Source organism: Methylomonas lenta (genome assembly GCF_001644015.1).
GTDB classification, from domain to species: domain Bacteria; phylum Pseudomonadota; class Gammaproteobacteria; order Methylococcales; family Methylomonadaceae; genus Methylomonas; species Methylomonas lenta.
Genome location: NZ_LUUI01000028.1, coordinates 1 through 13,880 on the forward strand (window position 1 = coordinate 1; position 13,880 = coordinate 13,880).

Below are 13,880 nucleotides of genomic sequence, written 5' to 3' on the forward strand. Positions count from 1 at the left end.
GGATTTAAGGGCGCTTACGTAAAAAGGTGGCTGTTCAAACCTCCAGCTATGAAGCCCTTATCAATTTATGTCGTTTCAATGACTTGAAACCTCGTTCGGTGATCGATGCCATGACCGACACTCTATTGTCTGACGACGCCTTCAGTGCAAAGATTATCGAACTGACAAAGCAAAAGGAATTGGACGAAAAAAGATAGCGTCAGATTACCTTTGCAGCCAACGACACACAATATTGACGGGGGTCAATACTCAGTGACGACCCTTGTGATTTACTGCATCCTAATACATATTCAGGAGGTCGGATGGACAACGACATTTTGATCAATCAAGCCCGTCAACTGTATGCTGACTTACAGACCAAGCAACTAAGCTCACTCAGATTAGATCGTTTGTCGATGGCCGCTTATCAACGTTATCAGCGACGCTTAAATCGGTGTGCCATTTGCTATCAAACCCGAAATTACGATTGCATTCGGGAACCCGGCGAAAAGCTCATTCCCTGTCCTCCTCGTCAACCGACTAAAGACGCGGCATAAAAGCCTTGCGAAAGTAGGCTCAGGATGGCCAAACGGACCGAACTTGTTTATTGGCCGTTGGTGTTGAAGCACAGGGGGTTTCGCGAAACTTTTGCCGCGCAAGGCGATGAAATTTATGAAAATCCTCTAGGCACTTGGGTGAGTGGAGGTTCGCCGACCCAAAGTTTTGCATGTCAACGTCTAAAACCTAAGTCACCCGAGAAACGTGTAGTGGTACGACTAAAGTTTTTCTATTAAAGATAACCCTAATTCATTGCAAATTGAGGTAACAAGAACTGCTCTTGGCTCGGTATCAGAGGCCCCAAAGCCTTCAATTGAACTCATAAGATATTCCATGTTTTTCCTGACATCACAACCTGCAACAATTGGATCACCACCATTTTCAATTTTATTTTTTGCTACCTTAATTAGCTCATTGAAGCGCTTATCTAATAAATCGTTTATTTTTTCATGATCTTCAATTTCGAAAAGCTCCCATTTATTACTCATTGTCGCCTCCTAAATATATTAAATATCCATCACCAACTTGCCCAAATCTGTGTGGCGGGAATGCTTACAATCTGATCTATATAAACAATTACCCCTAAAGTTTATCTTTATCCTGAATCCGTGCTCCTTTCGGTTTTGCTGAGTTTCTATGCAGTAAGCTGAAACTTGATCTTTCAGTTATCCGTTTGAATAAATTCAGAGCATCTTCTTAAATGCTTTCGATTTATTATAAAGCGTAATAATAAGCCTTAATCTTCTCGGCCATTGCTTTGCGTCTAGTCACTAAAAACTGTTCGTAATTATCCATTTCATAGTCTTCGATGGCGGTTGGCAAGCAGTTGCGCTTTAGGTTTTCTTTTAGCTGTTCGGTTGAGGTGATTACTCCATATACCGGCTCTTTTGTTTCGCATTGTTGAAATGCAATCTTCATGTATTCAACGGGCGCTTTATCACCAATTTTGATATTGACCTCTTGTTGAAGGTAAACAAAATTAGCGACTTGGTTGTATCGAGTTTGAGTGAGGCCTTGTTTCTTGAGAAAGTTACGCGGAAACACATGATGAATATCGCCATGATGGGTCAACATATCTCTGACCGTGATGTCTTTTGACAAAAAGCCTTGATCAGCCAAACGTGCCTGCGCCGCTAAAAATACTTTAAACACCGGTGAGTTCGTTGAAGAGGTATTAAGTGACTGAATCAGACCTGCTTCCCAAAAACCATCGCCTAAGTCAGCGGCTTCAACATCGGCCAAAAACTCAGCAAAAGGACGGTGAGCGACTTGTTTAATGTCGTAATCAAACCAAGACTCCGGTGAGCCTGAATATCGCCCAGTTAAAATGGACATCACAAACCAACGCCGCACCCATGACTCAATTTTGGCTTCGTTACCTAAGTCGCGTTTCAGCTTCAAATAAAGCGTATAAGCAAAGTTCAAAGCATTTTGTGAGCGAATCAAACCACTATCAACAAAGCCGGCAGATTTGATAATCATGGTGAAGCGCTTAAAGTGGGTTTCGTTGATAAACTCTTTAACACCGTCAGATAAGGTCTGATAGGACGCTTCTTCGATATCCTTTTCGTAAGTGCGTGTTTCAAAATTACGTCCTGAAAGCAAACCAACCAAATCAGCTAAACGACCACGATTAAAGTTGGACGTAAAGGCTACACGCAACAGATCGGAATAGCTGGGGTCATAGAGATCATCATTCTCATTTTTCAGCCAGCTCATTTTCTGGAAAAAATCGGTCTTGGCAAAGGTCGCATCATTCTCAGCCATGTGGGTATAAAACTCAGGCGCAATAGCCAAATGGCAGAAGTAATCGATAGCCTTACGCAGCGTGTTGCCACCAAACTCTTCATTTGCCGCGATCTTAGACATGGCGAAATCGGCTTGGCTCAGTACTACGCCTTTAGAGTTGATACGGATAAAGATTTCAGTCACCGTTTCAATATCTAAATCAGCATCGAGCTCGATCAAGCCAATCTGCTTTTTAATCACATCCGTCAATCGATCCAAGCGTTCAAAAATAAGGTCTTCATTGGTACTTGGATTACTTTCTAAATAGGCTCTGGCAACCCTATGGGTTTGGATGTCACCATTGATAATCGGCGCAATATCCGCTAACCAGGTCTTATCTTTTTCAATCGCGGGGTTAGTGACTTCAAATCGTTCAGTGATGGGATTAAACGCAATCCGAATTTTGACGGTTTTATAATCCTTATTCACCACACTCAAACCCAAGATAGCCGCACGAAGCGCAGTCACTCGTTGTTGGCCGTCAATTAGAATTTTTTTGCCTTCCGCTAACGACCCGTCTTTCAGTTTTACTGTCGGATTGCGCCAAGCGATGATATAGCCCACAGGGTAGCCTTGATAAAGACTATCCATCAAATCCCTGACTTTAGTGGCATCCCATACAAACGGACGTTGAATCTCAGGAATGGCAATATCCCCCGACTTGACCCAACTCAGCAATGTTGAAATTAAGTGTTGGTTTACAGCGTATTTTTGCGTACTCACGTGAGTTTCCTTGTATTAAATCCGGCTTACTGAATCGCTTGTTCAACCAGCGCATGGGCGAGCTGGTGTTGGGTGGTTTGGGCTTGATTGAGGCCTGCCTTGAGCTGGTCGCATAAGGCCATCAATTCATCGACTTTGGCGACGATGCGGTGTTGTTCGGCGAGTGGTGGCATTGGTATAGGACATCGGCTAAGTTGAGTCTTATTAATAGATGCAAGATTGGTCGTTTGTTTAGATGCCCCAGCAAAATAAACTCTTGCAATATATGAGTTTAGATATTTTTCTAACCAATGTTCATTCTGTTCAACCAAAATACAACGCGCTTTAAATATATGATTTTGATGTATACAAAGAGGGATCTCTAAATGCCAAATTGCTGTTCGCCCAACCTTATCCCAATCACCACCTTCTGTAATCAACAGGTCTCTTTCTTTCAATATAAACCTATCAATTTCGTCCTCAGTTATTTCAATATCCTTTATCACTTCTAAGTCAAGATAAGAACGCTGAACGTTTGCAACGCGGAGATAGGGCAAAAGAACAAGATTCTTTCCCGTTAATTTTCGACCTTTGGTGACACCACTGCTAATTTCAACAATGTTTTCAAACCGTGTCCATTCCCAGCCATCAGGCAACCTAAACGGCTTTTCATCTTCAGTAATTTCCGGCAATGGCTTTTGGTTTTTAATCTTGCCGTCTTTAATCAGTTGGGCTTTTTCAGCCGCGATTTTTTCCAGCAACACACTGGCGGGTTCGTCGTTGGGGTCTTGGGGGACGAGTTTGCCCATGACGGCGAGTTGCAGCAGGGTTTGTTTCAGCTGGTCGATGCTGGCTTCGGTGGTGAATAGGGTGTCGAAGTGTGCTGCGAGTTGTGACCAGATGGCTTGGAATTGGGCGTTATCCGTCGCTAGTCTTAAGCTATCGAGCAAGGTGGTGACTAGGGTGTGATGGGTATCGCTTTGCTGCAGCTGTTGTTGTTCCAACTGGTCGCATAAGGCCATCAATTCATCGACTTTGGCGACGATGCGGTGTTGTTCCGCTAATGGTGGCAATGGTAGTAAAAAAGATTTAACTTTGTCTGAATTTAGATTTTGAACTACGGCACCAGCCGCTGAAGCGGTGAAAGCCTGTTTAGCGTATGGCGACGTAAAAAGATTACATAAATATATCTTGTTCATTAGATGCTCAGGTATTCTTAATACTAACCAACCATCGTGGATACAACCACTAATTTTTAAAATATATGGATAACCAAAACTCATAGAGTTGGAAAGGATCAAGTCACCAGGAAATACCTCTCTTGTTTTGGTCAGACCTTCCGGTTTTATTTTTTGTTCTGTACTTATTATGAACCGTGAACCTCTAACTGAATCACCGATTTTGATCCAGTTCAAACCATCTTCATCTTCTGTAATAAAAGATTTTATCGGCCTTGGTGACCCACCTCTTGCTATTGCCGCAATCTCCCCCAAAACGCACCATTTCCAACCAACAGGTATTTCAAAATAAGGTGTCTCTTTGTTGTCAACAAGCTTGTATTCAGAGAACTTGCCATCTTTTGCAATTTTTTTTGTTAAGGGTTTAATCTTCTCTACTAATACGCTGGCCGGCTCATCATTCGGGTCTTGCGGCACTAATAAACCCCGCACGGCGAGCTCTAAAATCAGTTCGCGCAGTTTTTTGATGCCGGTGAGTTCGGTTTTACCATTGCTGCCACGACCGGCAGTGGAGCGGCTGGTTTCGGCACTGGTCCAGAGGTCGATATGGTCGATGATGAGTTGCTGCAACATTTAGTTTTTCTCTGCCGAGAAGGCTTCCGCCAAAATCGTTTTTAGCTGGTCGCGAATGGCTTGAATGGCTTGCTGCTGTTTGGCATAGATGGCCAATAATTCTGCCGGATCGTGAGTTTCCGTTTCAACCACATGCGGGTTTTTAATATCCAGGTTGTAGTTGCGGGCTTTGATGTCGGCGATGCTGACTTGCCAGGCTTGTGTGGTTTCTACCCGGCTGGCAAAGCCGTCGTTTTCGCTGCCCCACCAGTCGATTTCGGTTTGAAATTCGTCAAAGCGCATGGGTTTGGTTTTGTTGTAGCTTTTTATGCCTTCCGGATAGGGGTGTTCGTAAAACCAGATGTTTTCGGTCGGCGTGCCTTTGCTGAAGAACAACAGATTGGTTTTGATGCTGGTGTAGGGGTTAAACACGCCATTCGGCAGGCGCACGATGGTGTGCAGGTTGCATTCTTCTAAAAGCTTTTCTTTCAGGCGGGTTTTCATGCCTTCGCCAAACAGAAAGCCATCCGGCAACACCACCGCAGCGCGACCATTGGCTTTGAGCAGATGTATGATCAAGGTCATAAACAAGTCGGCGGTTTCGCGGGTGCGCAAGGCTTGCGGGAAATTGGTTTCGATGCCGTCTTCTTCCTGGCCGCCGAATGGTGGATTGGTGATGATGGTATCGACGCGTTCTTTAGGGCTCCAACTGATCAGCGGTCTGGCCAAGGTGTTGTCGTGGCGGATTTGGTTGGGCACTTCGATGCCATGCAAAATCATGTTGGTGGTGGCGAGCAGATGAGGTAGCGGTTTCTTTTCTACCCCGTGAATGCTGGCTTGCAAGATTTGTTCGTCGGCCGGTGTTTTAACGTAGTGTTTACGTTTGTGTTCTATGGCGCAGGTTAAAAAGCCACCGGTGCCGCAGGCTGGGTCGAGGGTTTTTTCTTCTAACTTGGGATCGACACGGTTGACCATAAATTCTGTCACCGCACGCGGGGTGTAGAACTCACCGGCATTACCGGCGCTTTGCAGGTCTTTAAGGATCTGTTCGTACATATCGCCAAATAGGTGGCGTTCTTGGGCTTTATTGAAATCGACGCCTTCCTGGATTTTGTTGATGACTTGGCGAATCAGTTGACCCGACTTCATGTAGTTGTAGGCGTCTTCAAACACGCCACGGATGACAAAGGCGCGTTGGTCTTCGTCTTGAATATCGAGGTTTTGCAGGGCGGGGAATAAGCGGTTGTCGATGAAGTCTTTCAGTTCCTCACCGGTGATGCCTTCGGCATTGGCCGCCCAGTGTCTCCAGCGATATTGTTCTGGGATTGGTGAGTGATAGTGGTCGTTAAAGAGTTCCCATTCTTGTTCGCGATCATCAAATATCTTCAAAAATAACATCCAGACTAATTGACCAATACGTTGGGCATCACCATCGACACCGACGTCTTTACGCATGATGTCTTGGATGGATTTTATGGTACTGCTGATGCTCATGCTGTTCCTTGTGTATTAGGCTGTTTGCGCTGTCTGATAGAGTGCATTTTCTAGTGCTTTGAGGGCTTGCTGGTAGCCCGGTTTGCCACCAAAGGCGTTGATGAGTTCTATGGGTGCGCCAATCTCGCTAAACGGGTCGAGGGTGAGTATCTTAACGTCTTCGATCGGCTCGATACCGGTGTCGGCATATTTTTCTAAAAGTGCTTCCAGCACTTGTTTGGCCGCGCCTTGATAGTGACTAAAGTAATCCCGTTTTTTGACATTATCGGCCCGTTCTTTTCGCGATAAGGGCGGTTGGTCATAGACGATGTGGGTAATCAGATCAAAGGCATCCATTTCGTAGCCGAGTTTTTTACACACGTTGTCTCGCAAGTCATCCCAAAATACGCCTTGCTCGCTGAGTTCTTCAATGATGGCGGTTTTGCGCTCGGCGTGTGTCCAGGATTTTAAGAAGTCTTTCAGGGTGGCGAATTGTTTTTTGACACATTGCTTGGTGTAGTCGGTGAGTGATTCGGTAATCAGTTTGCCATCTGCGCCCAGATATTGCACCCGCTCGGCTGCCACATTGACTTCAACGCCTTTAACCACATATTTAATGCGTGGTTCTTTAATTTCGTCACCACCTATACCGGTGTTTTCATCGCCATCAGCGGGCGTTGGATGCTCTTTACCAGCGACGGTTGCAGTATCCGTTTCTTCACCGTCTTCGGGCGGATCGATAGGGCCTTCGGGTTTGGGGATGTAGATTTGTACCGGGTCGCCATCAAAGTCTTTATCGGCAAATAACTCGGTTACCTTTTTGAAATCCATAATGGTGAACCAGTGCTTATCGTAGTCTTCATCTATACGCGTACCACGGCCAATGATTTGTTTGAATTCGGTCATGGATTGAATGCGTTGGTCGAGTACGATCAATTTGCAGGTTTTGGCATCGACACCGGTGGTCATGAGTTTGCTGGTGGTGGCAATCACGGGGTAGCGTGATTCAGGATTGATAAAGTTATCCAATTCCGCCTTGCCTTCGTTTTCATCGCCGGTAATACGCATCACGTATTTGCGATTTTCTTTCACGCGTTCCGGGTTGAGGTTAACCAAGGCTTGTCGCATACGTTCAGCGTGGTCGATGTCGTTACAGAACACGATGGTTTTTTGATATTCACCGGTGCGTTGTAGAAATTCTGTAATCTTCCAGGCGACAAGATAGGTGCGCTCATCAAAAACGATGTTTTTATCGATGTCTTTTTGATTGTAAATGCGATCTTCAATCAGGTTGCCGTATTTATCTTTTTGCCCCTTCGTCGGTCGCCAGCCTTGCAGGTCGATATCGAAATCAACCCGCACCACTTTATAGGGGGCCAGAAAGCCGTCTTCAATGCCTTGCTTGAGCGAATAGGTATAAAGCGGATCGCCAAAGTATTCGATGTTGGAGGTGTCTTTGGTTTCTTTAGGTGTGGCGGTGAGGCCGATATGGGTGGCACTATTGAAATAAGCCAATATTTCACGCCAGGCGGAATCCTCTTTGGCACTGCCGCGATGACACTCATCAATGACGATTAAATCAAAAAAGTCGGGTGAAAATTGTTTGTAGATATTTTGCGCGTCTTCGTTACCCGATACGGCTTGGTACAAGGAAAGATAGATTTCGTAGGATTTATTGATCTGGCGTTTGCTGATCTTAGTCATCGCCTGACCAAAGGGTTTGAAGTCATTGTTTTTGGTTTGATCGACCAAGATGTTGCGGTCTGCCAAAAACAAAATACGTTTCTTTTGCCGCGATTTCCATAAGCGCCAGATAATTTGAAATGCGGTGTAAGTCTTGCCTGTCCCCGTAGCCATCACCAGCAGAATGCGCTGTTGGCCTTTGGCAACCGCTTCAACGGTACGATTGATCGCCACAGTTTGGTAGTAACGGGGGCTGCGACCTGAACCATCATCGTAATAAGGGGCTTGCACAACCGTTTGCGTATGTTGCTCGGCAATGCCTTGATGTTGGCAATACCACTGCCAAAGCGTATCCGGCGAGGGGAAGTTGTCTAGCGATAATTCCGTTTCAACCTGTCCGCTTAGGCCTGTTTTGTCATGGAATAAAAAGCCATCACCATTGGACGAAAACACAAATAGCACGTCTAAGGCATCCGCATAAGCCAAGGCTTGTTGCATGCCGTCGCCTATGGCGTGGTGGTTGTCTTTGGCTTCGATGATTGCAATGGGCTGATTCTTTTGCCGATAAAGCACATAGTCTGCACGGCGTTTAACACCCCGCGTATGCAATCGGCCACGAACGATAATGCGCCCTGCAGTGAAAGTGACTTCTTGACGGATTTGCGAGTGAATATCCCAACCTGCTTGCTCAAGCGCTGGTGTGACGTATTTGGTGCAAATATCTTGTTCGCTGAGTGATTTCTTATTCAATGAGTATCCGTCCCTGATCGATACGATTTGGCAGAATATAGCATTATAAGGTTAAGCAGAGTTCTTATTCACCGTCCGGTTCTTATAATGCGGCGAGTGCAATGCGCATTTGGTTCATGCGCAACCGGCCCTCGGGGTGGGTTCCGTCGTCGGCCTCATCCCCCATGTAAGCATCGACTGCTGAGATCAACTTTTTCCGGTCGCCCGAGTTCAGACCCAGGAATGTCATGGAGAAAGAGTCCGCGTAGTACTCCCAGGAGGTGTGGTCATTCTTGCTCCAGCCAGAGTAGATAGCCTTGAGCACCTCGGGATGTTCGTCGCGAACTGAGAAGTCGGTCTGGTGGCCGAACTCGTGACCAAGTGCAAACATCGTGGGAATAGCACCGTTCTGAATGTCTTTGTAGGATATCCACATCTCAACGCCGCCCGCTGCGGTGTTGTCCTCGAAGTTTGGCACGACCGTAAGTTTGAGGTTGGTTGCCTTTTCGCGCCACACCTTCAACACGGCATCAAGTTTGGACCTTTCGATCGGTTGGAGGCAACGAGCTTTCAGCAGGCTTTCAGTGGTCAGCCGACTGAGCAGAAACTGCTTCCAGTTGTTTACGATATTCAACGCGGCACGAATCGATACGCCTTCGACAGCGTATTTGTTGCGCAACTCCCCTTCAATCTCCGCCTCGTCCATCATGACGATAAGTTCACACCACTCGTTGATCAACTCCTTCTTGCGCGCGCGCAAAACCTTCTCGGGCTCCTTCAGGGCCGGAAGACCGAACATGCTCTTCTTGGCCATGAACTGAAAGTAGAAAATCACGTCATCCCACTCGGTCTCTGTCAGTGCCATCGGAAACTCCAATACGGGGGTAAATATGTCAATATACGGTAGGAAGTCTAACCTACAAAGTCAATGCATTATTTAAATATTTCATAATATTCAGTCAATTAAATGTATTTATAAAGCTAGGTGTGGTGGTTCTGTATCATTCACCCCCCCAACAACAAGATACATCAGAAGTTTCTCACCCAACCCCAACACGTACCCTGCCAAGGTAGTTTTCGTGCTGAGGTGAATACTAAGCCCCTCACTCAAAAATCAAAATGTGCCGAAAGCCCTTGAGTTCCTTTAGCGCCAGCAGTATTGACCAATACAGTAAGCCAGCGAGGGCACTTACTACTGACAATTTCTTGTTGTGAATTTGTATATCAGAACGTTAAGAATTGTGCTTTACTTCCGAACAGGTTTTACGCCTACGAAAGAGACATTAAAGGTTTTTGCAAGGAAGATCCCTGGTATTTAGGACTTAAATATTGGGGATTGAACAACGCCAACCCTGCGACTATCGGAATGATGGTCACCCGACCAGTAACCCTATGATTTATTTCGTGGATTCGACCAATTTATACCGACCCGGAGACTACCATAGTCACCCGTTCAGGCAAAAAAAAAGGCCTTACATTTCTGTAAAGCCCTGTCGTTAGTCCTATCAGTTAAGCTGTTTGTACTCAGTTGAATAGCAACTATGATTGATCTAAATCTTCTTGAAAGCTTTTAAGAAGTTACTTGGATGAGCATGAAATCTAACGTGCCCATCCGCATTCAGTCTCTTATGATTTTCCTGAAAAGCAGGCAAGATGTAGCCCCATTCCCCGGCACGTGAAAAATAAATTACGTAATCGATTTTTGCACCTTTCCACTTATTCTCAACTTTGATGGATTCATCGTTGGATTCAACAGACTTAACTTGGATACGATAAAAGTTGGTGTCATCGGCGGCAACTAAATCAGTCTTTTTGCCATGATCAATAGCTGGAATTAGGACTTCCCAACCGTCACCAAGCAACCAAGCAGCTACAAGGTTTTCATATGAAAGCTGTTTGTGGGCAGCCAGAGTTTTTTCTTTGATGTTTGAATTTTTTACAGGCATAGCATCACCGTTTTTAATGGTTAATGCCGTATGACACCCGTTCTATGCGGTGGCCCTATATGTATACGGTCCGAAGAGGCCAAAAGCCATCCTCCCGGTTAACATCAATATACTGTCCAAAACAGTAATGAAGTAGCAGAGGTTGCCAAACCTTACAAATCAGGACCAAGCCTATCTTTGTATTAAGTCTACTCGCAGCTAGCGCTGACTGAAGATGTGAATGCCAATAGGATAAATGTCTAATGTATTGTTCGTCAAGAGTTTGTAGCAACTGCCCCATAACTGTCCCGCCAATACCAACCCGGTGACTATTGAAATTAGGGTCATTGGAAAACGGTCTGATGTAAGCCAATGAATTTATTGGATTTATATCCAACCAATACCGCCCCAGAGACATCCATAGTCACTCGTTCGGGCAAAAAAAAGGGCCTACATTGCTGTAAGCCCTTGATATATTTGGCTCCCCCGGACGGGCTCGAACCGCCGACCTAGTGATTAACAGTCACAAAACATATCGTATCATAAAGTCTCATATTGCATTATTTATATATATTTTTCAAATACTTAAAACATTTGTTCAACTCAGTTCGCCTCACTTAATATCATCAAATCGCAAGCACAAAGCGACATTAAAAGCGACATTTTATGCTATAGTTTTTTAAACACTTTCAATGCATATTGTTGTTTTGAGGAAGGCACTCATCATGATAAAAACGGGCTTAACTGACAGATTAATCAAAAACGCTAAGGCGGGTACAAACACAATCAGATTAAGGGATAATTCGTCCGATCCTGCTTTAAAAGGCTTTATGCTGCAAATTTTACCTAGCGGCCTTAAAACTTTTGTCATTTCATACACCAGCCCTGAATCAGGTAAAAGACGATTTATAAAGTTAGGGACCTACCCCGCCATATCTCTAAAAGAAGGCCGAGAAGCAGCTCGACAAACCCGTCAGATACTAGATAAAGGCTTAGACCCCATATCTTATGCCGAACAATTAAAATTTGACGCGTTAACTCAAAAAGAACGACTTGAAAAACTAGGCACTGTCGATGATTTATTTAAATTTTACTTGATTGACCTGGAAATGGATCTCAAGCGCTCTGCCAAACAGGTTAAATCAATTTATTTCAGAGACATTGAGCCTTGCATTGGTCATCTTAAATGCAGCGAAGTAACCACCGCTCACGTTATTGATATTATCGCCACCATCGAAAACAGAGGCGCACCAACACTTGCCAACCGGACGCGATCCTATCTTAGAGCGGCATTCACCTTTGGCCAGCACTGCAAATCATCACCTCGTTGGAATAAAAACAAGGAACGCCCAGATTTCAACATCAGCATCAATCCAGTTATTGATACTAAAAAGGCACCGGGTGAAAATCGAGTAGCCAATAATTATCTCAGTAAAGTGGACGTTAGCCGACTTTGGGGTGAAATCGGTGTAGATGCGATGAGTCCCGACATGGCACTGGCCATTAAACTGTTAATTTCAACAGGCCAACGAGTCGAGGAAGTGTTAAGTGCAACCTGGTCTGAATTTGATCGGCAAGAATTACTATGGACTATCCCAGCAGAACGACGAAAAAACAGGGGTAAAAATAAGAGCAAGGAACCCCACTTAGTCCCTATTACTGAGTTCCACCTGCGCATATTAGATGAAATCAGGCAATATTCTGGCAATAGTCGGTTTTTATTTCCTCATCATCTCGACAACTCCAAACCTCGCACGAGCGATTCATTATCGCAAGCTGTATACCGGTTCTGTTCGCCGCAGGGAAAAAGCAAGCGAGCGCCCTTTCCAAAATTTGCCCCTAGAGATTTACGTAGAACCTGGAAAACCTTATCAGGCAGCATCGGCATAGGACTAGAAGTTAGAAATAAAATCCAGGGTCATGCTTTTCAAGACATTGGTTCCATCCATTATGACCGTTATGACTATTTAAAAGAAAAACGACTAGGCATCAAACAGTGGACTGACTGGCTGGAAACCATCATTAACAATAAATCCGACGTACTTTGATTGAATACACCGTAACCTGGAGTAAACATCACCGCCGTCAATGTCACCGAATTACGCCAACACTTGCCAGAGTGTCTTAGTCAAGTGCAACTCGGCGAAGAGCTTGTCATCACCCCACATGGCAAAACAATCGCACTCATTGCGCATCACCATGATGAGACGAAACTTGAGGCAGCACTTAAACGTTTGTCCTCATGCAAATGACAATTAAAAATCAAAAGCAGCGTAATCAGCGTTAAGACAATATGCCACGTGGCAATATGCCGCATTTATAATATTAGTTAATACTGATATTCTATAGTCATTGCAGAGATTTTCAGCTCATTGCAATATCATCCTCCTTCAAATCCAGCTTCGTGCTGGATTTTTTTTGCTTGCTGCTCAGGTCTACAAGTGATCGTCATTGTGCTTTTGTTGCTGCTTAAAAAACCAAGAGTAATCACTGCAATCGGTTAAGTTTATCGAAAAACATCCGGCTATATTGTTTCTTTATTGACAACAAACAATACAACTTTCACATGATTGTAAATATTATTCAAAAGACTATAGTTAAGTCGTACTTAATCATGACTGGATACTTTGAAGACGACCACTATGAATACATCCAAAAATTTGCAGAGAGACGTTATGACTGGCTTGTTATTGTTGACCGGTATTCTAAGCTTTGTATCCGGTGAATTTGTGTTTTCATCGCTATTATTCGGTACTGCGTTGCTGACGAGTAAACTCTATTTTGCAAGACCCGCTCATGCTTAAGCTTTATGTGTGACCTCTCCGTTGTACTCGCGGCAACTCCTGGCCGCAACACTCTATAGCCTCTAGCGTTTCTGACGATAGAGGCTTTTTTTGTGCCTGACGAATTCCTACAGGGAACGACTACAAATCCTTGATGACCGGATAATCAAGTCTTGATGCATCTACCTTTTCCGCAACTCTAATCCGTTTTAAAATGAATTGAACGTCTTTCAGGAACGCTGACACACATTCAGTGCGTCAAAAAACTGGGACGTAACGATCCGTGTTCGTGCGGGAGTGGCAAAAAATACAAGAAGTGTTGTGGGGGCAGCGTCAGTTTTGCACTAAGCACATGGATTGAGTGTGTGATGCATTATTGCTAAACCCCCACCACGGCAGGAAATTTAATACACCGACATCATAAACAGCTGAACCAAACTGAAGTGGCCTGATGAGTCAATCAATATATC

At 44.7% G+C, this 13,880-nt stretch carries 11 protein-coding genes; 4 read left to right on the top strand and 7 right to left on the bottom strand.

The window, feature by feature from the left end; all coding sequences use genetic code 11:
* Positions 1 to 302 precede the first annotated feature (302 nt).
* On the top strand, positions 303 to 536 hold the full coding sequence (locus tag A1359_RS02000) for a hypothetical protein (protein WP_066977249.1): 234 nt from the start codon (positions 303 to 305) through the stop codon (positions 534 to 536).
* 219 nt (positions 537 to 755) lie between these two features.
* On the opposite strand, the gene A1359_RS02005 is transcribed toward A1359_RS02000, so the two are convergent.
* The 7 genes from A1359_RS02005 to A1359_RS02035 all read right to left on the bottom strand — a co-directional run bounded on the left by A1359_RS02005 (position 756) and on the right by A1359_RS02035 (position 10,648).
* On the bottom strand, positions 756 to 1,025 hold the full coding sequence (locus tag A1359_RS02005) for a hypothetical protein (RefSeq protein ID WP_066977252.1): 270 nt from the start codon (positions 1,023 to 1,025) through the stop codon (positions 756 to 758).
* A 226-nt stretch (positions 1,026 to 1,251) separates the two neighbouring features.
* Entirely contained in the window at positions 1,252 to 3,048 is a 1,797-nt protein-coding gene (locus A1359_RS02010) for a GmrSD restriction endonuclease domain-containing protein (RefSeq protein ID WP_066977255.1), read from the bottom strand.
* Between the two features lie 26 nt (positions 3,049 to 3,074).
* Complete coding sequence (locus A1359_RS02015) at positions 3,075 to 4,838, bottom strand: restriction endonuclease subunit S (protein WP_066977258.1); 1,764 nt, start codon at positions 4,836 to 4,838, stop codon at positions 3,075 to 3,077.
* Positions 4,839 to 6,311, bottom strand: a complete 1,473-nt coding sequence (locus A1359_RS02020) for a type I restriction-modification system subunit M (RefSeq protein WP_066977261.1) — start codon at positions 6,309 to 6,311, stop codon at positions 4,839 to 4,841.
* Positions 6,312 to 6,326: 15 nt separating this feature from the next.
* On the bottom strand, positions 6,327 to 8,723 hold the full coding sequence (gene hsdR / locus A1359_RS02025; protein WP_066977263.1) for an EcoAI/FtnUII family type I restriction enzme subunit R: 2,397 nt from the start codon (positions 8,721 to 8,723) through the stop codon (positions 6,327 to 6,329).
* A gap of 82 nt (positions 8,724 to 8,805) precedes the next feature.
* On the bottom strand, positions 8,806 to 9,567 hold the full coding sequence (locus A1359_RS02030) for a hypothetical protein (protein ID WP_066977265.1): 762 nt from the start codon (positions 9,565 to 9,567) through the stop codon (positions 8,806 to 8,808).
* Between the two features lie 685 nt (positions 9,568 to 10,252).
* Complete coding sequence (locus A1359_RS02035; RefSeq protein ID WP_066977268.1) at positions 10,253 to 10,648, bottom strand: group I intron-associated PD-(D/E)XK endonuclease; 396 nt, start codon at positions 10,646 to 10,648, stop codon at positions 10,253 to 10,255.
* A gap of 704 nt (positions 10,649 to 11,352) precedes the next feature.
* Here A1359_RS02035 and A1359_RS02040 point away from each other — a divergent pair.
* The 3 genes from A1359_RS02040 (at position 11,353) to A1359_RS21745 (ending at position 13,793) form a co-directional block, all read left to right on the top strand.
* Positions 11,353 to 12,675: a tyrosine-type recombinase/integrase gene (locus A1359_RS02040; protein ID WP_066977271.1), complete on the top strand. Its 1,323-nt coding sequence runs from the start codon at positions 11,353 to 11,355 to the stop codon at positions 12,673 to 12,675.
* A gap of 627 nt (positions 12,676 to 13,302) precedes the next feature.
* Positions 13,303 to 13,431 carry a hypothetical protein gene (locus A1359_RS23400; RefSeq protein WP_269747867.1) on the top strand — a complete coding sequence of 43 codons (129 nt, stop codon included), beginning with the start codon at positions 13,303 to 13,305 and terminating at the stop codon, positions 13,429 to 13,431.
* Between the two features lie 245 nt (positions 13,432 to 13,676).
* Entirely contained in the window at positions 13,677 to 13,793 is a 117-nt protein-coding gene (locus A1359_RS21745; protein WP_232322078.1) for an SEC-C metal-binding domain-containing protein, read from the top strand.
* Positions 13,794 to 13,880: the final 87 nt, after the last annotated feature.

Bases quoted from the DNA above. Each gene is read 5' to 3' on its own strand.
- A1359_RS02000 (WP_066977249.1), top strand. From the start codon at position 303: ATGGACAACGACATTTTGATCAATCAAGCCCGTCAACTGTATGCTGAC.
- A1359_RS02005 (WP_066977252.1), bottom strand. From the start codon at position 1,025: ATGAGTAATAAATGGGAGCTTTTCGAAATTGAAGATCATGAAAAAATA.
- A1359_RS02015 (WP_066977258.1), bottom strand. From the start codon at position 4,838: ATGTTGCAGCAACTCATCATCGACCATATCGACCTCTGGACCAGTGCC.
- A1359_RS02020 (WP_066977261.1), bottom strand. From the start codon at position 6,311: ATGAGCATCAGCAGTACCATAAAATCCATCCAAGACATCATGCGTAAA.
- A1359_RS02030 (WP_066977265.1), bottom strand. From the start codon at position 9,567: ATGGCACTGACAGAGACCGAGTGGGATGACGTGATTTTCTACTTTCAG.
- A1359_RS02035 (WP_066977268.1), bottom strand. From the start codon at position 10,648: ATGCCTGTAAAAAATTCAAACATCAAAGAAAAAACTCTGGCTGCCCAC.
- A1359_RS02040 (WP_066977271.1), top strand. From the start codon at position 11,353: ATGATAAAAACGGGCTTAACTGACAGATTAATCAAAAACGCTAAGGCG.
- A1359_RS23400 (WP_269747867.1), top strand. From the start codon at position 13,303: ATGACTGGCTTGTTATTGTTGACCGGTATTCTAAGCTTTGTATCCGGT.